The sequence below is a fragment of the uncultured Microbulbifer sp. genome, assembly GCF_947504145.1.
In the GTDB taxonomy this organism is placed as follows: domain Bacteria; phylum Pseudomonadota; class Gammaproteobacteria; order Pseudomonadales; family Cellvibrionaceae; genus Microbulbifer.
Genome location: NZ_CANNGQ010000003.1, coordinates 485,557 through 507,788, shown reverse-complemented (window position 1 = coordinate 507,788; position 22,232 = coordinate 485,557). Strand labels below are relative to the sequence as shown.

16 protein-coding genes are annotated in these 22,232 nt (G+C 58.5%); 11 read left to right on the top strand and 5 right to left on the bottom strand.

Annotation, left to right across the window (positions count from 1 at the left end; all coding sequences use genetic code 11):
- Positions 1–145 precede the first annotated feature (145 nt).
- Entirely contained in the window at positions 146–2,623 is a 2,478-nt protein-coding gene (locus Q1A74_RS12835) for a TonB-dependent receptor (RefSeq protein ID WP_299596634.1), read from the top strand.
- A 293-nt stretch (positions 2,624–2,916) separates the two neighbouring features.
- On the opposite strand, the gene Q1A74_RS12830 is transcribed toward Q1A74_RS12835, so the two are convergent.
- On the bottom strand, positions 2,917–4,143 hold the full coding sequence (locus Q1A74_RS12830; protein ID WP_299596632.1) for a family 1 glycosylhydrolase: 1,227 nt from the start codon (positions 4,141–4,143) through the stop codon (positions 2,917–2,919).
- Positions 4,144–4,333: 190 nt separating this feature from the next.
- Between Q1A74_RS12830 and Q1A74_RS12825 the strand changes: the two genes are divergently transcribed.
- From Q1A74_RS12825 to Q1A74_RS12815, 3 genes are all read left to right on the top strand, one after another.
- The gene (locus Q1A74_RS12825) at positions 4,334–4,882 is read left to right on the top strand and encodes a 2,4'-dihydroxyacetophenone dioxygenase family protein (protein WP_299596629.1); all 549 of its coding nucleotides are present in this window, start codon (positions 4,334–4,336) and stop codon (positions 4,880–4,882) included.
- 158 nt (positions 4,883–5,040) lie between these two features.
- Complete coding sequence (locus tag Q1A74_RS12820) at positions 5,041–7,713, top strand: TonB-dependent receptor (RefSeq protein WP_299596626.1); 2,673 nt, start codon at positions 5,041–5,043, stop codon at positions 7,711–7,713.
- A 153-nt stretch (positions 7,714–7,866) separates the two neighbouring features.
- Entirely contained in the window at positions 7,867–8,514 is a 648-nt protein-coding gene (locus Q1A74_RS12815; protein WP_299596623.1) for a TetR/AcrR family transcriptional regulator, read from the top strand.
- A gap of 57 nt (positions 8,515–8,571) precedes the next feature.
- Here Q1A74_RS12815 and Q1A74_RS12810 read toward each other — a convergent pair whose 3' ends face one another.
- Together Q1A74_RS12810 and Q1A74_RS12805 are read right to left on the bottom strand one after the other, a co-directional pair.
- The gene (locus Q1A74_RS12810; protein ID WP_299596620.1) at positions 8,572–9,969 is read right to left on the bottom strand and encodes an MFS transporter; all 1,398 of its coding nucleotides are present in this window, start codon (positions 9,967–9,969) and stop codon (positions 8,572–8,574) included.
- An 80-nt stretch (positions 9,970–10,049) separates the two neighbouring features.
- Positions 10,050–10,943, bottom strand: coding sequence for a helix-turn-helix transcriptional regulator (locus tag Q1A74_RS12805; RefSeq protein WP_299596617.1), 894 nt, complete (start codon positions 10,941–10,943; stop codon positions 10,050–10,052).
- 211 nt (positions 10,944–11,154) lie between these two features.
- Here Q1A74_RS12805 and Q1A74_RS12800 point away from each other — a divergent pair, with 211 nt between their 5' ends.
- Positions 11,155–12,966: an acyl-CoA dehydrogenase gene (locus tag Q1A74_RS12800; protein ID WP_299596614.1), complete on the top strand. Its 1,812-nt coding sequence runs from the start codon at positions 11,155–11,157 to the stop codon at positions 12,964–12,966.
- Between the two features lie 152 nt (positions 12,967–13,118).
- On the opposite strand, the gene Q1A74_RS12795 is transcribed toward Q1A74_RS12800, so the two are convergent.
- Entirely contained in the window at positions 13,119–13,799 is a 681-nt protein-coding gene (locus tag Q1A74_RS12795; protein ID WP_299596611.1) for a TetR/AcrR family transcriptional regulator, read from the bottom strand.
- Positions 13,800–13,969: 170 nt separating this feature from the next.
- On the opposite strand from Q1A74_RS12795, the gene Q1A74_RS12790 reads away from it, so the two are divergent.
- Positions 13,970–14,794: an SDR family oxidoreductase gene (locus Q1A74_RS12790; RefSeq protein WP_299596608.1), complete on the top strand. Its 825-nt coding sequence runs from the start codon at positions 13,970–13,972 to the stop codon at positions 14,792–14,794.
- Positions 14,795–14,824: 30 nt separating this feature from the next.
- Here Q1A74_RS12790 and Q1A74_RS12785 read toward each other — a convergent pair whose 3' ends face one another.
- Complete coding sequence (locus Q1A74_RS12785) at positions 14,825–15,649, bottom strand: SDR family oxidoreductase (protein WP_299596605.1); 825 nt, start codon at positions 15,647–15,649, stop codon at positions 14,825–14,827.
- Positions 15,650–15,845: 196 nt separating this feature from the next.
- Between Q1A74_RS12785 and Q1A74_RS12780 the strand changes: the two genes are divergently transcribed.
- Genes Q1A74_RS12780 through galK form a run of 5 tightly spaced genes read left to right on the top strand, consistent with a single transcriptional unit; the run spans position 15,846 to position 22,188 of the window.
- Complete coding sequence (locus Q1A74_RS12780; protein ID WP_299596602.1) at positions 15,846–17,288, top strand: GH1 family beta-glucosidase; 1,443 nt, start codon at positions 15,846–15,848, stop codon at positions 17,286–17,288.
- On the top strand, positions 17,285–18,271 hold the full coding sequence (locus tag Q1A74_RS12775; RefSeq protein ID WP_299596599.1) for a Coq4 family protein: 987 nt from the start codon (positions 17,285–17,287) through the stop codon (positions 18,269–18,271). Before Q1A74_RS12780 ends, Q1A74_RS12775 begins: the two co-directional genes overlap by 4 nt.
- Positions 18,272–18,311: 40 nt before the next feature.
- Positions 18,312–20,045 (top strand): class I adenylate-forming enzyme family protein, encoded by a 1,734-nt coding sequence (locus Q1A74_RS12770; protein ID WP_299596596.1) that lies wholly within the window; start codon positions 18,312–18,314, stop codon positions 20,043–20,045.
- An 18-nt stretch (positions 20,046–20,063) separates the two neighbouring features.
- Complete coding sequence (locus Q1A74_RS12765; RefSeq protein WP_299596590.1) at positions 20,064–20,933, top strand: phytanoyl-CoA dioxygenase family protein; 870 nt, start codon at positions 20,064–20,066, stop codon at positions 20,931–20,933.
- A 4-nt stretch (positions 20,934–20,937) separates the two neighbouring features.
- On the top strand, positions 20,938–22,188 hold the full coding sequence (galK, locus tag Q1A74_RS12760; RefSeq protein ID WP_299596585.1) for a galactokinase: 1,251 nt from the start codon (positions 20,938–20,940) through the stop codon (positions 22,186–22,188).
- Positions 22,189–22,232 lie beyond the last annotated feature (44 nt).

The window sequence follows — 22,232 nt, the reverse complement described above, 5'->3', positions numbered from 1 at the left end:
AAAAAATCTCATCAGGAAAGACCGACAGCGGACATGCCATGTCGTGGGCGGGCAGGGTTCGATGAATATAGCCTGACACCCTATTGCTGGTAGATAGCAATGCATTGCCTTAATAAACATAACAATCAGGGAATGAATGGTGAGCATGAAAACGTCCACTCCACGTAAAACAGCCGTACGCGCATCGGTGGCAGTCGCCGCCGGAACACTTTTCTCCGTCCTGCCGCTGACCGCAGCCATTGCTGCAGCCGCACAAGATGGCGCGCATAAATCTCTACTTGCTATCGAAGAGGTCACTGTTACCGCGCAGAAGCGTAAGGAACGGCTGGTTGATGTACCAGTAGCCGTCAACCTGGTATCCGATAATCTGATCGATAGTGAAATGATCGCGTCGGTGGAATCCCTCTCCCGCGTCGCACCCTCATTGAATTTCAATAATGACAATATTGGCATTCGCGGTATGGGGAGCGTCGGGTTTTCTGTGCAGGTGGAGCCGACGGTTGCGTTTGCGGTGGACGGCGTGGTGATGACCCGCTCTGCGCAGGCGTTTTTTGACCTGATCGATGTCGAACGAGTGGAGGTGTTGCGCGGTCCTCAGGGTACTCTGTTTGGAAAAAATGCCTCCGCGGGTCTGGTGAATATTGTAACCAAGGGGCCGACGACGTCTTTCTCCGCCAGTGCGGAAACTCAGCTCGTTCAGGGCGGCGACGCACTCTCCAAACTATCTCTCAGTGGGCCAATTTCAGACCGGGTTCAGGGGCGTATCTCGGTTGCGCAGAAAGAGCGCGATGGATTTATTGAAAACGCCACTACCGGTGAACGCGTCAATGGTGAGGATGCCACGTCAATACGCGTGCAATTGGCCGCTCAGCTGAACGAGTCTCTGGATGCGAGTTTTTCTGCGTATCAGCTGGAGCGGGAAATCGACGGCCACGAGTTGCAATGGCGCGAAGTTTCCGACCCCATGCTTGCCGCCCTTATGGATGCCTACGGTGTTGCACCGGGCGCGCGCAGCACCAAAAGCTTTGCTAGTGGCACCGATCGCGAAGTGCGTGAGGAAGAGGGCGCACACCTGAATGTTGACTGGCAGTTTGCCGGCGAGCACACCCTGACGTCGGTCACGGCCTACAGTCAGTGGCAGATGGATAAGTCCGATGATGTGGACGAGCAACCGGTGGCACTGCGCGAACCGCTGTATCTTTCGCCACTGCCGACGCCACTTGGCTCTCTCGGCCCGATCAATTTTGATCAGTTCGTGCTGCAAGATATCGAACAGTATTCCCAGGAAATACGTTTTACATCACCGGTGGATGAAAAGTTCAGTTACATCCTCGGTGCCTATGGCAGCCGCTACGAGCTGGACGATACCACCCGCCGCGAATTCGATTTCTGCACCTACCCCGCCGTGCTTGGTTTGCCCATAGAACCGACCCTGTCGGGTGTTGCGCCGGGCAGCCCCTGCTTTGATCCCGCGGGCGATATCGTTTCCCTGTCCACTGCCAGTGTCCTGATGGGGCTGCCGGAAGTGGATGGTAAACCGGCGCTGACCCTGGCCGGGCTCAATCGCAATGTGCAGGGTGAAAACTATGCCCTGTTCGGCCAGGGCACTCTGGCCTTTGCGGACGACCTGGAACTGCGCGCCGGGCTGCGTTACCAATACGACAGCACCGAGTTGGATTTTGCGGTCACCGAGGCCAACCCGCTGCCCGGCTTTGGATTTGGTGAGGCATCGGCGGCGTCGCAGCAAGACACCGTCAGCGGCAGTGCGCTTTCTGGAAAAATCAGTCTGCAGAAACAGTTTGCCGATGACCTGATGGGGTATGTCAGTTACGCCCGGGGCTACAAAGGACCAACTGGCGAGGTGCGCAGCAGCCTGATTGCCAGTAACGCCGCCAGTGCGGTGCAGGCCATTGACCCGGAAACCTCCGACAACATTGAGCTGGGCGTCAAGGGCGCTTTGGGTAACGGCCGCGGCTACTGGGCGGCCACCGTCTTCCGCAGTGAGTATGCGGACTATCAGGCGGAACAGTTCAGCGGCGCGGACCAGCAGTTTGTCCTGGCCAACGTGGGTGAAGTTCGCACCCAGGGTGTTGAGCTCGAAGGTGCCTGGAAGCCCGCTGATGGATTTACGTTCGATATGGCGATCACCTATCTCGACGCGGAAATTCAGCACTATCCCCGGGCGAAATGTTACGTCCCGGAAATGGAAGACTCCGCCTGTACCGACAGCGCGCCCTACAGCAAAAACCTGGCCGGCGGCGAGTTGCCGATGGCGCCCGAATGGAAAGCCTACGCCGGTGGCCGTTACGAGCGTGTGCTGGCCGGTACCGATTTGCTGACCTTTGCCCAGCTCAGTTACAGCTGGCAGGGCGATGTGCAATTCAACCTGGACCAGAATCCGCGCACGGTGCAGGAGGCGTACGGTATCTGGAATGCCAGTGTCGGTTTTGGCACTGCCGATGGTCGTTACCTGGTCACCATGTTTGGTCGCAATCTGTTGGGGGAAAACCATGTGACCTCCATGTTCCAGGATTTTATCACCGGCTATTCCGCCAACATTGTGCAGTACCGGCCTCAGGAAGCGGACCGGTTGCTGGGAGTTTCCCTGCGGGCAAACTTCTGACGGGCTTGTAAAGCGTTGCCAATGCATGGCTAAGGTTTGTCTAACGATGAAGAAATACTCACAGGATCTCTTCGCTGTCTCATCGCTGGGTAGTGAGTGGCTCTGAATGATTCAGGGCGGGGTCGCCAGGTGGCGGCCCACTTTTTTATTTGAATTTCCGGGAGCGGTTGCGGCTGATTGCTCGGGGAAGTTATGCCTGCCGTTGTCTGACGTTTTGCTGCGGTATCTAAACACATCTGGAGAGACAACCCCGCGGGAATGCGGGGCGCTGGCTTGGATGATGGGGCCACAACTCAGTCGGCAACGGCGATAGCATCCTCGCGGAGAGTTGCGGTTGCAGTGGCGGGAACCCCGGCCTGAACGAGTTGGGTAAACAGGTCGCGCACCGGGCGCGCTTTGCGCGCGGCGGAGTAAAGCCCCACTTCGGTGACCACACCATTGGGTTCTCGCATCAGTGTGCCCCAGTCGTATTGGTCGCCGCGGCTGTACCAGCAGAAGCCATCCAGCGGGAGGCCTTCTGCGCGCAGCTTGCCGATGGACTGCGCGAATTTCTGCAGCCATTCGGATTGGTTACTGACGTCGAGGCCAAAGTTGGACGTTTCGGAAATCCAGAAGGGCACCTGGTAGCGCTGATGCCAGCGACGCGCATCGGCTTCATAGAGTGCCAGGCGCTCATCGATGGAAAAGGTTTTATCGGTGTCACCGATGGGTTGCACCCCATTGGGGTAGAAATCGTGGCCGGCAATCAGGCGGTCTTTTTGTGCGAGTTCGCGAATGCGGCTCAGCACTTCGGGTTCAACGCACTGTGCCAGCGCCTCGGCAATTTCCGGCACCGGATCCAGCCCGAGGTGCAGGTCCCAGACCAGCCAGCCAAACAGCCGCTGGCGCTCTGCTTGGGTTTCAAACTCGGGGCTGGTGGCAATGGGGACGTTAAAGGTTTCTGCGCTGACCCAAAGCGCTTCGCGGTCCGCGTGGATCAGCGCCAGTGCTTCCAGGTTGCCCAGTGTCAGGTAGGTAAGCTGGCGAACAAAGTCTGCCTCGCTGGATTTCTGGTCATTCCAGACACCCAGATAACCGGAGCCGATGGCGGTGAAGCAGGGCTCGTTGATCGGGGTGAAGTACTGCGGATCGGGATAGCGGCGCAGGAACGCAGATACATAACGTTTGAAGTGGCTGATCCACTCGGTGTTACCGAAGCCGTCGCAGTAGTCCGGCAGACCGAAGTGCAGCAGGTCCACGATGGGCACCAGGCCGGATTGCTCGCAGGCGGCGAAAGCCTGGTCCCACAGGGTCCAGTCGAAAACACCGGGGCTGCTTTCGGTCAGTCGCCAGGGCATACCGTAGCGCACGTGGCGCACACCGGTACTGGCGATATCGGCGAGGTCCTGAGCCTGGTGTTCCAGGTGCTGGCTGTAGGTGTATTGGTCCATGCGGTACTGGCCGCCCTGACGGGTTACCCAGGGGTCGGAGCCCTCTTCCCCGATGGACCAGAGGAAGGCAGGTAAGGATGGTGATGGCATATGCGGTTTCTCCATTATTGGTATGCCCACTGGTGGAGCCGCAAAGCCTATCATTAAGTGTTTGCTCAAAAAAAGAATTAGTTTCTATTGCATATAAAGGATTCGTTCGATAAATTCGTTGAGCATATGCTTAAAATGTTAACCAGGTCCAAAACCAGACCCAAGGATAAAAAGAGAGTAGGAGAGTCCCATGACCGATGAGAGCGCGGTAGAGAACACCGTAGAGGCACCGATGGATGTGGATCAGATCGCGGCAGCACTGCCGAAGATTCCGGACTGGCATGCAGAAACCCTGCACATTGCCGAGGGCGACCTGGACTTCGTCACCATTGGCGAAGGCGTTGAAGTAAAAGTGCTGCAGGTGGATGTAAAGCAGGGATTGTGGGTGGTGTTCAACCGCTTTCAGCCGGGCGCCAAGATCTCCCCGCACTATCACTCCGGCCAGGTGTTCGCGGTCACCCTGCAGGGGCGCTGGTTTTACAAGGAATCTCCGGAGGCAGTCAATGGGCCGGGCAGCTACCTGTATGAGCCTGCCGGCAGTCGCCACACGCTGATGATCCCCGAAGATCAGGACGGTCCCACCATCGTGTGGTTTGCCATCTACGGCTGCAACGTGCAGCTGGATGAAGCCGGTGACCTGGACATGATTGTGGATGCCCAAACCATGCTGAATGGCTACCGTATGCTGTGCGATATGCAGGGCTCTTCCAGTGCGAAAACCATCGTGGTTGGCGAGTAAATTTGCGTTACTGATTGTTCGAAAGAAATGGCCGAAAAAAGCGGTACGGCTGCAATGGATCTACACACACATGTAGTATGGATCGGCAGAGTATGCCGAACTTCCGGGGCGGTTCGCCCGGTTACAAAAGTAATAAAAAGACCAGAGGGAGTTTGATGATGAAATACACCAATCAAAAATTTCAGCGCAGCGTGCTTGCCACTGCAGTACTGCTGGCGGCTGCGCCGGCACTGGCTTGGGAGCTGGAAGAAGTCACCGTCGTTGCACAAAAAAAAGAAGAGCGATTGCAGGACGTACCCATTGCGGCCACGGCGTTTGATGCCAGTGCGCTGGAAGCAAAGCAGATCAACAGCATTTCAGATATGCGCTTTTCTGCACCGAATGTGTCCTTCTCCAAAGACAATTTTGTAGGCAGCAATTTTAAAATTCGCGGCGTGGGCCAGGACGTTATTTCCGCGGCTTCCGATGCGGGTGTCGGCATTCATGTGAATGAAGTGCCACTGCTGGCACCGCGTATGTTTCAGACCGAATACTACGATGTGGAGCAGGTGGCCGTACTGCGCGGCCCACAGGGCACCCTGTTTGGCCGCAACTCGACCGGCGGTGCGGTGAATATGATTACCGCGCGCGCCAACCCCGATGAAGTGGAAGCAAACCTTGAGGGGCAGTACGGCAACTACGACCACAAGAAAGTGAAGGGTGCGGTCAACCTGCCTATTTCCGATACCTTTGCCGTGCGTCTGGCAGCGATCGCCCTGGAACGTGACGGTTACACCGAGAACCTGTTTACCGGTAATGATATCGATGGCCGCGATCAGTGGTCCGCGCGCCTGTCACTGAATTGGAGCCCGGGGGAGAACACCAGTCTCAATTTGATGGTTTCCCAGTTTGAAGAGGACAGCACCCGGACTCGCAGTCAGAAGCAGTTGTGTAAAGCAGACGCCACCGGACTGCTGGGCTGCTCCCCGGATGAGCTGACCTTTGACAATGTGAACCCGCTCGCTCAAATCACCGGGACTCTGCCGTTGTTGCTGGAGGCCTTGGCCCCGGTTGCGGGTGAGGGCTCCATTGCTGAAAACCCCGCGGATCTACGCAAAGTGAATGCGGACACCGATCCGGTCTTCGAAGTAGAGGAAACCCTGGCAATCCTGCGTTTCGATCACGACTTTGGCGATTACTCCCTGGCCATGACCGGCAGCTATCAGGAAACCTCCATGTTGTCGGTTCAGGATTTCAATATGAACGCCAGCACCATCGAGTGGACACCTTCACCGCTACTGCCGTTTGTTGCACCAAATACTTATGCCACTTACTTTGCCGATGGCACCCTGCCGACCTCTGCGCCGTCCGCAAACAACACCGGCCTGGTGGGTGGCGACGTTGCCTATTACGGCAACTCTATGGATGTATATGATCAGTCGAATAATGACGTGCGTCAGCACACTTTTGAGGCACACCTGGCTTCCAACTTTGATGGCCCGCTGAACTTCCTCGCTGGCGCTTTCTATATGGACGCCGAGTTGAGCGATGACTATTGGGTAGTTGGCACCGGACTGGACTACTTCTCCGTGGTATTCCCGGCGACGTTTGGTGCTGATGGTACCGGCTGGGTAAGCCCGAGCTTCCGCCAGCAGACCAATCAATATGCGTTGACCTCCAGCGCGGCCTTTGGAGAGATTTATTACGACATCAACGATGAATTGCGTTTGACCGTGGGTGCGCGGATTACCAAAGACGAAAAGTCCATCGACGATCGTCCGAACCTGTTTAACAACGGCCCCGATGGCATTCCGGTTTTACTGCCCTTTGGTACCGATGTGGACTGGAGCGCGGTGAGCCCCGGCCGCACCGCGGAGGACAGCTGGACCGAAGGTACCGGCCGCATCGTGCTGGACTGGGCGCCGGACCTGAAAGCCACTGATGAATCCCTGTTCTACGGGTCGTTCAGTCGCGGCTACAAGGGCGGCGGTTTCAATGCACCTTTCGACCCGGTGGCCTATCCGGACTTCAGCTCCCTGTATGACCCGGAGTACGTAAACGCCTACGAGCTGGGTGCGAAGAACAAATTGCTGTCGCGCAGTCTGCAGGCGAACTTCAGCCTGTTCTACTACGACTACGAAGACCTGCAGGTTTCCAAAATTATTGACCGCACCTCTTTTACCGAGAACACCGCGGCGGAGATCTATGGTCTGGAGACCGAGTTCGTCTACGCGCCCACCGACAACTGGTTGTTTAACGCAAACATCGCTTACCTGCACACTGAGGTTAAGGACTTTTCCTCCATTGACCCGCGTGATCCTACGAACGGTGCCGAGAATGTATCGTTACTGAAAGATCTAACCACCGCGTCCAACTGTGTGCTGATGCACAATGGTGCACCGGATCCGGGCCTGGGTTACGTAACCAGCTGTTCCGCCGACGCACTTGGTCTGCCGGCACCCTACGCCATTGTGCCGGGTATCGAGCAGAATCTTGACGGCAACGCCATGCCCAACTCGCCGGAGCTGACCGCGAGCCTGGGTGCTGAGTACACCTGGAATCTGGATGCGGCGGACCTGGCGCTGCGCCTGGATTACTACTGGCAGGATGATATGTACGGTCGCGTCTACAACGACGACATCGATAAAATCGATGCCTGGGATATCTGGAACGCACAGGCCACTCTGACCGACAAGGATGGCACCTGGCAGTTGCGCGCCTTTGCCAAAAACCTGGCGGACGAAGATCACATCGAGGGTATGTATGTGGCCGACTCGTCTGCCGGTCTGTTCACCAATGTATTTACCGTAGAGCCTCGCACTTTTGGCATGGCGCTGAATTACAATTTTTAAGCAGTCCTCTCTCGCCGGCCCATTTGGGCCGGCATACCTTCCTGAAGCACTTTGCAGTAGAATCTGACCTTGACCGCACGGCGATCCGTGCGGTTTTTTTTCTTCTGTAAAAAGCGACTACTATTGGGCATCACCGTGGCAGAAAGTTCTACCGTGTCAGCATCTGCAAAAAAAAATGACAGCAAGGCCAAGGCCCGCGAGCTTCGCATGCTGGAAGCGGCGATCGAAGAGTTTGCCGAGCGCGGCTATGAAGGGGCGACCTGGCGCAGCATCGCCGAGCGCGCCGGAGTCAGTCAGGGCCTGATCAAGTTTTATTTCAACGACAAAGAAGGGTTGTGGCAGGCGGCGCTGATGCGCGCGCACGACCTGTTATCGGAAAACTTGCCGCCGCCGCCGTTTGGTGAGGATCAGGAATTGTCGGTTGAAAAAACCGCCGCCTGGATTCGTGCCTATGTGCACCACGCCGCCCGTCATCCCCAATACATCAAGATGACCATGCGCGAAGCGTCGGCACCCAACCCCCGGCTGGCGTGGGCGGTACAGAACCTGATTCGCGAATCCAATCAGCAGTTTCAGGACGGCATTGAGGCGTTACAGAAGCGCGGCTACTTTCCCAACCTGAATCCGGTACTGGTGGAATACGCATTCCTTGGCGCCATCCACCATCCGTTTCTGGCCAGTGAAGAAATTCGCGCGGTTTACGGCATGGATATGCTCAGCAACAAAATGATTGATGCCCATTGCGATACCGTAATCGGTCTGTTTCTGGGCAACCAGGACGGCACCTCACAGAAGCGCTGAGCTAAAAAGACGCTCTGTTATTTTTCCTTTCTTGCTAAGCGCCCGCGCAATGCCGGATTAATTCTGGCTGGCGCAAGCGATCTCGCCGTCCGGCCCCGCCTGCGGTAAATGTGCGGCACCCTCTCCCTGATTGCGAGCAATCAGCGCCTGCATCGCCTGAACTTCCTTGCGGCTCAACGGGAAGCGCCAGAACAGTGGCGCGGCCAGAATAAAAAACACCGCGCCGAGCCAGGCGTAGGTGCCGGTGACGGAAAACATGGCGTCCGCACTGTTGTCGCGGCTAGTGGCATCAAACCCGAACAGGCCGGGAATCGCCAGCGCCAGGGAAACCCCAATCGTGACCGCGAGCTTGATGGTGATACCGCCAAACGCCATGTAAATGCCCGTGCGCTGCTGGCCGGTTTTGAGCCGGTCCATATCAATCACATCCGCGACGATCGCAAACGGCAGCATAAGAATGCCTCCCAGGGCAAAGGTGCGCACCGCACTGATCGCCATGGTTGCCAAGGGTCCGTAGGGAACCACCAGGGGAATCAAAAGGCTGACGCACGCGGTCCACAAAAGCGCGGCGGTCAGTGCGCGGTGCTTGGAGGTGCGTGTTGCGAGCCAGGTCCAGAACGGCAGGCCGGCGAAACTGAACGCGAAATCCAGCAGTATCGACGGCGCGTAGAGATCGCCCCGTTGCAGAATATGGTCGAACAGGAACCAGCCGGTAGCGCCCGCCGGTGCCAGTCCCAGATACACAAGAAAAATCCCCGCGGCGAACAGCCGGAACACCGGATTGGCCAGCGCGACACGAATACCCTGCCAGAAGGGTACCTGTTGCTCGTGAGCGGCTGCGGGTGGCTCCGCTGGCACCGTCACCAGGGCGATGGCAATCAGTATCGGTGTTCCCAAGGTGATGACCCAGACCATGGCCTGCAGGGTGCTGCCGAGGGAGACGACCCCGAATACTCCCAGTATCAATGCGGTCACCAGTGCACCGGCGCTACCCAGCGCGCCGACCCGTTCGCGGATACTGGTGATACGGGTGCGGGTGTCGTAATCCTGATACAGCTCGGCGCCCCAGGCGATATACGGCAGCTGAATCATGGTGAGGCCGAGAAACAGCACCGAGATGGCCGCGAAATAATAGGTACCGCTGGCACCCTCCGGGGGTAGAAACAGAATCCAGGCGCCGGCAATCAAAATTGGCAACCCCGCAACCAGCCACGGCTTGCGCCTCCCGTGGGGAGAGGCGGTGCGGTCGCTGAGATTGCCGATCAGTGGATCGGTGATCACATCGAGAGCGCGGGAGAGCAGCATCATGGCGCTGACGGTGAGCATCGGCAGCCCGACTTCCGAGGCGTAAAAGGCCGGTACAAAATTAACGATCGCCAGGGTCACATAAGCGATGGCGAACTGGGGCAGGGCATAGAGCCAGAAGCGGCCATTGGCCGTGGGTAAGGGCGACATAAACAGTTTCCGTATATGTGCATGGTTTTATTGTTATTCCCGCTGCGTGTCACGGTGTGCGCATGGGTCCATCTTAACGGCTAATAGGCGAGCAGTGGATGATCCACCGCGCGCTCGGCAAGGCCTTCGAGATCGAAATCATCGCTTTCCGGATACAGGGTGTGAATGGAATAGTTGGGCTCGGAGTTGTATTCCGATGGCCCCAGCGCACCAACGGTACTCATAACACTGAAAAAGCGTTCCAGCTTTCCGTCAATGGTGATTTGCAGGCGGAAGCTGGTCATGGGCTCCATGGCCGCCGCGCGGCGTTTCCAGTCCGCGGGCAGGTAGGGGTGCTTTTCCAGCCGCTGCATTACCTGCAAATCCTCTTCCTTGTTGGTGAACAGAGCGTGCTGGGTAATCGTCATCAGAATCACCGAGAGCGCATTCTCCCAGTTACTGACATGGCCGCCGACGCCGTCGCGGTGGAACAGGAATTCGTAGTAATTGCCCACGGTGTCCAGGCGCGCACGGGGTACCGCGTTGAGGAAAAAGCGCACCCAGCTGTGGTTGACCATGGCCAGGTTGCCGGCGCTGTCGAGCAGCGCGGTGGGGTAGGGCTCCAGGGCGCGCAGGTTCATGGCCATGGCCTTGCGCAACCAGCGGTATTCCGGTGCGTGAAAGTCGAGGAACTCCTCGTCGGGCGCAAAGCCCGCGGCCACCATCAGGTGGTTGGAATCCCGCCGCCCAAGTGCCAGGGCGCTGCAGATCTGGCGCACCATGGCCTCGCTGGGGCGGCTGCTGCCGTTTTCCAGGCGGCTCACATGTCGTGGGGAGCAATCCAGCCGCTCCGCCAGGTCCTCCTGGCTGAGATGGAAGACGCCACGCCAGAACCGCAAGAAGCGGCCAAACGCCGGGTGACCTGTCTCTACGGGCTGGGGCGCTGGGGTGATCGGGCGTACTGCACTGCAATTATTATGTTGTAGCTGGTGCATAGTGATTCCTGGGTTTTCCGCTGGAAAAGAAATCTTTTCAAAAATAGTATCAGGTTTTCAACTTCCTGTGCGAGCACTAAATTGCGCCAAATTCCCGTCGTGATAATTCGCGCCAGACAGGGAGTGCTTCCCGACACTGGATGTCATGGTTTCGCCGCCAGCAGCGCTGCACACTGGCCTGCAACTGGACACCAGCTAAGGAATTTGAGTGATGTCGGCTGCGATTTTGAAAGAGCGCGAGTTCAGCTTTTTGCTGTACGAAATGTTTGAGGCGGAATCCCTGTGTGAGCGGGACCGTTATCGTGAGCACAGTCGTGAAACCATCGAGGCGGCGCTGGATACCGCCCGCGTTGTGGCCGAGCGCCACCTGCTGCCCATCCGCCACGCGGTAGATACCACCGATCCAGTCTTCACCGGTCACAGCGTCAGCGTGCAGGATGAGGTCAAGCAGGCGGTCGCCGCGATTATTGATTCCGGGCTGGCCAGTGCCAGTGCGGATTTCGAGCTGGGCGGCATGCAGTTGCCGGAGCTGGTCAACACGGTGATTTACACCTGGTTGACCGCTGCCGGCAGTGCCGCGTCCGGTTACACCGCGCTCACCAGCGGCAATGCCAACCTGCTGCAGCGCTACGGCACGCCAGAGCAGGTCGAACAGTGGGTACGGCCCATGCGCGAGGGGCGTTTCGCTGGGACCATGGCGCTGACCGAGCCCGGTGCCGGCTCTGGACTTGCCGACCTGTGTACCAGCGCGGAAAAATCGGGAGACGGCACCTACCGTATCAGCGGGCAGAAAATTTTTATTTCCGGTGGCGATCACGATCTCAATGAGAATATCGTGCACCTGGTGCTCGCGCGGGTGAAAGGCGCCCCCGCGGGCACGCGCGGTATCTCCCTGTTTGTCGTGCCCAAATTTTTGCTGGACCCGACCACAGGCGCGCTGGCCGAGCGCAACGATGTACACCTCTCCGGCCTGTTCCACAAAATGGGCGGTCGCGGGCAGACATCCACTGCGCTCAACTTTGGCGACCAGGATGGCGCTATCGGCTATCTGGTGGGCGAGGAAAACCGCGGTCTGGAATATATGTTTCAGATGATGAATGAGGCCCGCATCATGGTCGGCACCGGTGCGGCAGCACTGGCGTTAGCCGGCTACGAATACTCCCTGGCCTACGCCAACGAGCGCCCTCAGGGTCGCTTGCTGTCCAATCGCGATCCCGGCTCGAAGCCGGTCAATATCATTCACCACCCGGATGTGCGCCGTATGTTGCTGGGGCAGAAGGCGCTGTCTGAGGGCGCCATGGCGCTGTGCCTGCTAGGCGCAAGACTATCTGATGACATTCACACCAGCGACAGCGAAAGTGCTCGTGAGGAGGCCGGCATACTGCTGGATTTCCTCACTCCGATTATCAAGACGTGGTCGTCGGAGGCCGGGCTCGCGGCGAACGATATGGCCATTCAGGTGCTCGGTGGGCACGGCTATATCAATGAGCATCCGGTAGAAATGTTTTACCGGGACAACCGCATCAATCCTATCCACGAAGGCACTACCGGTATCCAGTCACTGGACTTGCTCGCGCGCAAGGTACCGATGAACCAGATGCAGGGTTTCCGTTTGTTGATTCAGAAAATTGAGACCACGCTATTTGAGGCCGGCGAATTCAGTGAGTTGGCGGAATTTGTCGAGTCGCTGCGCCAGGCGGTAGAAAACTGGGAGTCTACCACCCGGGAAATTTTCGAAAGTATTGGTGAGGCGTCGCCGGAAAAAGTGTTTGCCAATTCCGTGAGCTACCTGCGCGGCGCGGGGCATATCGTGGCCGCCTGGTTGTGGCTCCGTCAGGGGGTGATTGCCTGCCGACAGCTGGCCGATAAAAACCTGCACCTGCAGGAAAAAGAATTCTATCTGGGTAAACGTCAGGCCACGGTGTATTTCTTTCGCCAGGAGTTGGGAAAGATTTACCACTGGTTCGGGCTTGCGCGGACACTGGAATCAAGCTTCCACGATATGCAGCCTGAGTGGTTTTAAGTCTTGCCTCTCAGCTTTGTGATTTCCAGCCCTATGACGTCCAGGCCTTTGATTTTTAGACCCCTGTTGACTCCTCCGCTTTTGGGGGCAAGAACACCCTTGTCGAAATGAGGTGTCGCGATTGGCGGAGTCCCCCAGTGGCTCCGCCCTTTTTATTTTTTGGCTGCTGAAGCGTCGAGGCCCGCGAAGATAATCGTATACATTTCCTTGACCTCAGTAGACAGCTCGTCTGGTGATGGGCGCGGGGACTGGCTCAACCAGTCCACCACCAGCTCGTTACAGGCGCCGACAATGGCCAGCGGCAGTTTGCCGTGCATGACCTGGTCCAGGTCGCGGGATTGATTGGCGAACTCTTGGCGGATCAGCGCGGAAAAGCGCTGGTGAGCTTCGCGGCGCAGTCTTTCCAGTGCGTCGGACACGCCCACCACTTCGATATAGGACAGGCGCGCGTAGCGGTAGTCATTGGTGTAAGCGTGAACCCAGGCGTCCACCGCGGTGCGCACCCGCTCCATGTTGCTGAGCCCTTCGGCATTTTCCAGGGCGATGGCAATGCAGGTTTCCACGTGCTCGAACACGCGCACGTACACCCGCGCCAACAGGGACTCGCGGGTTTTGATCAGTTTGTAAAAGTCCCGGGTGGAGACATTGGCCTGGGTGCACAGGGCTTCGATGGTGGTGTTCTGGTAACCGTGCTCGGTAAACAGTTCGAAAGCCGCCAGTGTCATGCGCTCAATGCGCTGCAGGTCGCGCTGTTCTTTGGTGAGCTTCTGGCCAACACCGCGGGACAGGTCGCCCACGGGCAGCAAGTCGGAGAGTGGTGAAGTCTTGTTCATACCGGAATTCCATTGGGTTCAACACCCGAACACGGATGTTCGGGGCGCAGGTCCGCGTTCAGCGCGGGCACTGCGATTCAGAATTTGCGGGTCATTTCCGCAAATCCGGGCGGGCAAAGGTCAGGATGGCCCTGTCAGCCGGTTGCTAGTCTACAGGAAGGTCGCAGGCCATGAAAAAAATCCAGAATGTATTGATCACAGGTTGTTCCACCGGTATCGGGCGCGCCCTGGCCCTGGAGCTGGCGCGCCGCGGTTGTCGGGTCTACGCCACTGCGCGCAGGCCGGAAGTACTCGAGGACATCGCATCCGCAAACCTGATTCCACTGCGTCTCGATGTGCTCGACAGGCGCAGTGTCGAAGATGCCCTAAGCTCCGTGGTCAGCGAAGCGGGCTCCATCGACATGCTGATCAACAATGCGGGGATCAGCAGCACTGCACCGGCGGTGGAAGCGGATTTTGAGCAGCTGAAAGGTCTCGTGGATACCAACCTGACCGCCTGTATCGGCATTACCCAGGCGGTGTTCCCGCATATGGCCAGTCAGGGCCATGGTCGCATCGTCAATGTGGGCAGCGTGGTCGGCGAATTGCCGGCGCCATTCACGGCAACCTACTGTGCTACCAAGGCGGCGATCCACATGTTCTCGGATGTGCTGCGTATGGAGTTGTTGCCCTTCAATATCGAGGTCACCACGGTGCAACCCGCGGCGGTAAGTACGGAAATTGAAACCCGCTCCGCCACCGGGGTGGAAATGTTTGGCAGTGCCGATTCCCGCTACCAGAAATTCTACGCGGGTATTCGAAAGCGTTTTGAAGGGGGCGAGAAAGTGGCCATGAGTGCCGAAGACTTTGCCGTTCAGATCGCACCCAAGCTGCTGTTGTCGCGCGCGCCGCGTATCGTGAGCGGCGGTGGCAATAACCGTTTGTTGCGCACCCTGGCAAAACTGCCGGTATCCCTGCGCGACTGGTTGCTGCGCAAGGAATACCAGCTCTCTTGATGGTTTGCGGAAAGCAGTGATCGCGACGGTTTACTGACCGTCGCTACCGCCATTACCACCGCTGCCGCCAAAGGCGGCGGAATTGAAATTCTTCACGCCCTTTTCCCGGGCTTTCTTTGCCACCTTGAGGAACAGCTCGGGAAACGCCGTGCACAGTCGGCCGGTCCAGTGATCGGAGCTTGGCAGGTAGGTTTCCAGCGGTTTCTTCTCCAGCACCTCGCCGATGATCATTTGCGCCACCTCCTGGGGTGTCAGCGCGCGCTTGCCTTCGAAAGAAAGCGCGGCGCGGTGGTCGCCCCGTTGTTGGTCGAGCATCTCGGTCTGTACCGCCGTGGGCGCAACCAGGCTTACGTTTACGCCGTGGGGGCGCAAATCCCCTGCGGCGGCAATGGTGAATCCGCGCACCGCGTGTTTGCTCGCCGCGTACACTGCGTTACCCGGGGTGGCAAACAGACCCGCGGTGGATCCCACATTGATGATGTGACCGCTGCCGCGGCCGATCATTTTTTCCGCCAGCGCGTTGGTGCCGTAGATCACGCCCAGAGTGTTGACCTTGAATTGCAGGTCGATGTCGCTCGCCCGCATTTCGCCGGTTTCCGCCGGACGCAGAATACCCGCCACGTTCACCAGCACATCCACCGGTGCGCTTTGCCAGCGCGCTTCGGTGACGGCGCTCCACTGTTGTGCATCGGTTACATCCAGCCTCGCGGTGGTCAAGTTGGGTGTGTCCTGCCAGCGCGCTTCCAGCGCGCCACTGTCGATGTCGCACGCGGTGACCTGATGGCCCGCGGCCTGTGCGGCTTCACAGATGGCCGCGCCGATCCCGCGCGCGGCGCCTGTCACTAGAAAATGCATCGTTATTCTTCTCCCGAAATTGGCGCACATTGGCGTTTATTTTTCCGTGCCGACCAGCGATGTCCTGTTCCACACAGAGTGAATAAGATATATTGAAAATAAATCTTTTCAACTGCAAATGTTGGTTGTCATTGTCAGTTGCCGGCGATGTTGCGGCGCAACGGGGGCTTGAGAGAGACCCGCAGGAGAGAATGGGATGCAAAACAATAAAGTAGATTCCGGGTTCGATGCGGCCGCCCGCGCGGGTGGCAGCCGGCGTTTTCCCGATGGGTTCCTGTGGGGGAGCGCCACCGCCGCCTTCCAGATAGAGGGCGCGACCACCGAGGGCGGACGCGGCCTTTCGATCTGGGACACCTTCTGCGCGGAGCCGGGGCGCATCGCCGATGGCAGCAATGCGAACTTTGCTTGCGATCACTACCATCGCTGGCGGCAGGATATTGCCATGATGGCGGATCTGGGGCTGCAGGCTTACCGGTTCAGCCTGGCCTGGCCTCGAATCTTTCCCGCCGGGCGCGGCGCGGTGAATCAGGCGGGTATCGATTTTTATCAACGGTTGATCGACGGCTTGCTGGCGGCCGATATTGAACCGATGGTGACCCTGTTTCACTGGGATCTGCCGCAGGCGTTGCAGGACCACGGCGGTTTTCTTAATCGCGAGATCTGCCACCACTTCGCCGACTACGCCGAAACCGCAGCGCGGGCCTTTGGCGACCGGGTGAAAACCTGGTTTACCCACAACGAACCCAATGTTTTTGCCTTTAACGGCCACCTGCACGGAAGTCACGCACCGGGCCTGCAGGACGTGAATAGCTATTTCCGTGTGGCGCACCACCTGAACCTGTCTCACGGCATGGCGGTGGCACGGGTGCGCGGCAATGTGCCGAATAGTCGCATCGGCCCGGTAATTCACCAGGCCCTGTTCGATTCCGCTGACGGCTCTGAAGCGGGCCGCCAGGCGGTGGAACAATCGGACACCAGCTTCAACCGGCTGTTCACCGACGCCATGCTGAAAGGCGAATACCCGGCGAGCCTTGTACCCATGCTCGAGGCGCAATCGGGCCTGGTTCAAGACGGCGACCTCGCGGCCATGTCTGCGCCCAGTGATTTTCTCGGTATCAATCATTACACCCGCTACTGGGTAAAACCCGATGGCCAGTCGCCCACCGGTGTCGCCAGCGATGACCACCGGGTGCCCGGCGCCCACTACACCGCCTTGGACTGGGAGGTTTTCCCCCAGGGCATGTATCAGGTGCTCACCGACGCCCACGAGCGCTACGGCCTGCCGGTCATGATTACCGAGAACGGCTGCGCCATGGACGACACTCTGGTGGATGTCGACGGGGTCAAGTCCGTCGCCGATGACAGCCGCATCGAGTTTCTTTCTCTATACCTGGGTGCGGTGCACCGCGCGATTGACGACGGCGTTGATGTGCTGGGTTTTCTGCAGTGGTCGCTGATGGATAACTTCGAGTGGGCTGAGGGCCTGGAGCCGCGCTTCGGGCTGGTGTGGGTGGATTACGACACCGGGGAGCGCACGGTAAAAGACAGCGGTCTCTGGTACCGGGGTGTGATTGCCCGCAACGGATTGCCGCTTGCCGTCGAGTCCGCAAAACAGAGTGCAATGCAGGAGGCTTTATGATCCATCTCAATCGGCGCTATTACCTACGCGGCCTGTACGCGGCGTTTCGCTGGATGATTAACCCGGTGAGTGAGGGCGGCGCGAAGCAGGTGCCGCGTGCGCGTATTTATCTTACCGGCCCGCAGATTCTCAAGGACGTTGAAGAGATGCGTCAGCATCCGGTGGGTGCGCGTTTGCTGCGGGATAAACCGGATTTTGGCGAGGCCTGCCAGTTGAAGAACTTGGAAAACATGCCGGAGGGTTCTTTCGGACACGCCTATTACCAGATGATGAGTGCACCGGGTATCGCCCCCGCCTACCTGCTCGCGGGCCTTGCCTACCGGGATGGATTTTTCGATTCCATCGATATGGACGAGGATACCCGCTGGTTGCTGGAGCGCGGTCTGTTTGATCATGATCCCTCGCATATTCTCTCCGGCTATGGCACCGACTTGAGTGGCGAGATGCTGAATATCCTCTACGCCCAGGGGTTGAACGGTGTTCCCCGCTGGCTCGCATTTGCCGGTCCCTTCGGAATCCTCAGCAGTATCATTATTCCCAAGGTGGGCTGGAAAGAATGGCGGCGCCTGCTCAAGGAAGCCTATCGCCGCGGTGCCCAGGCCCGCGCGCATTTCCCGCCGCAGGCCTACCCCTATGAAGAGTTGTTCCCGCGCCCGCTAAGTGAAGTGCGCGAGTATCTCGGTATCGAACCCTTGCCCGAGGGGTTCTCCACCGCCGGCTGGCTGAACGGTTCCTTTCTCGGCCGAAAATTTGCCACCGGTTTTGCGCCTCCCAAGAAAAAAGGGAAAAGCAAAGCGAAACACAACGCGCAAAAGGAAGAAGAGCCAAAACCGGATGTTCCCGCGCTCAGTCAGCTGGTGATCGACCGCGGTGTGCACTGGCGAGACTTTATGCGTGCGGGTAAAGAATGTCAGGAGCGTTTGCGGGAGCTGGCGGCCAGTGGCGCCTCCAGCGAGCGTCTGCAAGCGGAATTATCCAACTAGGTCGGCGCTGCAGCCGACCAGCCATTGATGAGTGGAATCTATGCAAAATAACAACAAAACTCCGGTGTCCCTGCAGCAGCAGGTTGAGAAATACCAGCAAGCGGTTGCGCACCTGACCCAGAGCGGGCAGCCATTCGAAATTGCCGAAGCCCAGCGCGATGGTCACGCTATTCGCTATTACAAACCGGCACCGGCCAATCTCGCCCAGCTGTACCAGATGATGCTCGCCCATGGTGATAAAGAGTTTCTGGTTTCTGGCGAGCAGCGGTTGTCGTTCCGCGAGGTTTATCAGAAGGCGTGCGCCTTCGCCCGCGGGCTGCAACAGCAGCTCGCCGTCAAAAAAGGCGACAAGGTAGCGATCGCCATGCGCAACAACCCCCAGTGGTGTATCGCGTTTCTAGCGATTACCGCCATGGGTGCGGTGGTGGTGCCGCTCAATAGCTGGTGGACCGGTGAAGAACTGATTTACGCGCTCAAGGATGCCGGCGCCGATATCGCGGTGGTGGACGGCGAGCGCGCACAGCGCATTCTGGGGCAGGATCACGGGCCTAATATTCATTTGATTCACGTGGTCGAGCCAGGGGCCACCGCGCCGGACTCGCATACTTGTGTGGACTATACATCGTTGGTGCAGGAATCCGCGGAGAGCTTTCCGTCGACTGACATAGACCCCGAGGACGAGGCATCCATTTTTTATACCTCGGGCAGCACCGGTAACCCCAAGGGCGCACTCTCCACCCATCGAGGAATTATTTCCGCGCTGATGAGCTGGGCGCTGATGAGTGTGGCCAATCATGCCGCCGGTCTCGGTGAGGACCTTACCGACCCGAATAAAAAACTTGCTGCACTGGTCACGGTACCGTTTTTCCACGTAACCGGCTCCCACGCGATTTTCCTGTTGTCCATTGCCAGCGGCCGCAAACTGGTATTGATGCACAAATGGGATCCAAAGGCGGCGCTTGCGCTGATCGAGCGCGAGCGCATTACCTATTTCAACGGTGTGCCCACCATGTCTCAGGATCTGCTCAACCATCCGGAATTCGGGCAGTTTGATACCAGCTCGCTGGAAGAAGTGTTTGCAGGCGGTGCCGCGCGACCGGCGGCGCACGCGCTGCGTATTCACGATGAGTTTGGTCTCAATGCTGGCGGTGCCTATGGCCTTACCGAAACCAATGGGCTGGGTTGTGTGGTCTCCGGGGGCATGTATCAGGCGCGGCCCAGCTCCGTGGGCATGGTGACCCCCAATGTGACCGAACTGAAAATCGCTGATGAGACCGGTGCGGAAGTGCCGGCAGGGGAAACCGGAGAGATCTGTTTCCGCGGCCCGGCAAACATTGTCGGCTACTGGAAAAACCCCGCGGCCACCGCCAAGTCTTTCGAGAATGGCTGGTTTAAAACTGGCGATGTCGGTTACCGGGACGAGCTGGGCTTCCTGTATATCGTCGACCGCATCAAAGACATCATCATTCGCGGTGGCGAGAACATCAGTTGCCTGGAGGTGGAATCCGCTCTGTACCAGTGCCCGGATGTACTGGAAGTGGGCGTAGTGGGGATTGCCGACGAACGTCTCGGCGAGGCCGTAGCTGCCGTGGTGTACACCGGTGACGGCCAGCAGGACGCCGATGCCATTCGCGACTTTCTCAAGGGCCACCTGGCGCAGTTCAAGATTCCCCAGGAAATTCTGTTTAGCGACGAACCACTGCCGCGTACCGCTTCCGGAAAAATTCACAAGCCCGCTCTGCGCGAAGTTTTCGCTCAGGCGATTCCCGCCTAATGTTTTTGGAAAAGTAGTATGGAAACTCCCGTTCAGAAGAAACCCCATTCCGAATCCTACCGCTGGCAGAGTCAGAGTTACGATCTGCCGGAATCCGCGGCGAAATGTTTCGCGCGCGATGGCCACATCACCCTGCGCGGCGTGGCCAGTGCCAGTGAGGTTGCCGAGCAGCGCCAGGTGGTTGCCGATGCCATTGCCCGCACCGAGCACACCACACTGCCCATGGCACAGCGGGATACCTATCAGAAAGCGTTTCTCAAGCATATGAATCTGTGGTCCCGGGATCTGGAAGTGCGTAAGTACATCTGTGCCCAGCGCTACGGTGAAATTGCCGCGCGCTTGATGGGGGTTGATGGGGTACGTATCTATCACGATCAGGCGCTCTACAAAGAGCCCGGCGGCGGCCATACCCCCTGGCACCAGGACCAGCACTACTGGCCGGTGGACACCGACAACACCATCACCATGTGGATGCCGATGGTGGACCTGGACCCGAGCATGGGGATTCTGCAGTTTGCCTCCGGTTCCCACCGCGATGGCTATCTGGGAGATCAGCCGATTTCTGATGATTCGGAAGCGGCGTTTTCCAGTTATGTACAAGACCGCGGTTACCGGGTCAGTTGCGACACCGCATTGAGTGCGGGGGATGCGACTTTTCACGCGGGCTGGACACTGCATTCCGCGGGCGCCAATTCGAGCCCGCGTATGCGCGAAGTGATGACGGTGATCTGGGTGGCCGATGGCTGCCGGGTTTCCGAGCCGCAGAATTTCAATCAGCACCGCGATCTGCAGCGCTGGATGCCCGGCCTGGTCGCCGGCGACAAGGTGGCCAGTACCCTGAATCCGCTGGTGTATCACCGGGATAGCCGCCTGACGGCGGGGCGGTGACGGCATGGGAAAACAACACACAACCCAGGGTGACAGCCAACCGGGCGTTGCATTTGATCGAGCGCGCTTTGATGCCGTCGCGGAGGCATTCCGCAAAAAATATGCACGTGAGCCAGAGTGCTGGGTGCGCGCCCCCGGGCGCGTCGATGCCATGGGCAGCCACACGGATTACAACGGTGGCTTCGTGCTCACCGTGCCCGTGGATCGCGATACCTGGCTGGTGGCGGCGCGCCGCGACGATCACCAGGTGCACCTGTCTTCCCTCAATATCGAAGGCGATGGTCAGTTTGATTGCCGCGATGTTCTCGCCGAGCGACTTTCCGGCTGGCAGATCTATGTGCAGGCAGTGGCGCAATTGCTGGTGGAAGACGGGTACCCGCTGACCGGTTGTGATGTGATGGTGCACGGCACCCTGCCCATTGGCAGCGGCCTCAGTTCATCGGCATCACTGGAGGCTGCAGTGGCGGTGTTGTTTTCGCAACTGGGTGGTTTCCAGCTGGACCCGGTGGACATGGCGCTACTGTGCCAGCGTGCGGAAAATAAAATCGTCGGCGTCAATTGCGGTGTCCTGGATCAGTACAGTGTGATTCTCGGCGAAGCGGATTCCCTGCTGTTACTCGATTGCCGCGATCTGAAGCACTCCTATGCGGCGCTGCCCGCCGATATCCTCCCGGTAATCTGCAATACCTGCACCCCGCGCAGCCTGTCCAATTCTGCGTATGGTGAACGGCGGGAAAATTGTATGACCGGTGTTCGCCAGATTCAGGCCCAGGGCAGAGACATTGGCTCACTGCGGGACCTGACTGCGGAGGACTTCGCCGAGGTCAGCGCGCAGCTGGATCCGGTGGCTGCGCGCCGCTGTCAGTTTGTGGTCGAGGAAAACCAGCGGGTGTTTGATCTCGCACACGCTTTTGAAAACGATGACCGGGTGGCAATTGGCCGGTTGTGCCGCGATTCGTTTATGGGCGCCAGGGATTTGTATGAGATTACGGTGCCCAATATGGAAGCGATGTTTGCGGCCGCGTTGGAATCACCCGGCATTATTGGGGTACGCCAGGCGGGGGCCGGATTTGGCGGATGCCTGGTGGCGTTTGTGGAGCGCGACAAAGTGACGGCGTTCGAGCAGGATTGCGCGCGACGCTACCAGCAACGCAGTGGCATTACCCCGGAGGTTTACGCGGTGGCCGCAGCGCCGGGAGCCGGTCTGTTGGTTGATGCGCAGAAAATCGCGGAGCAGACCCTTGCCACCGCGTGACGGTTGAACGGGCGAATCCGACCCAACAAAAAAGCGCTGCCTTG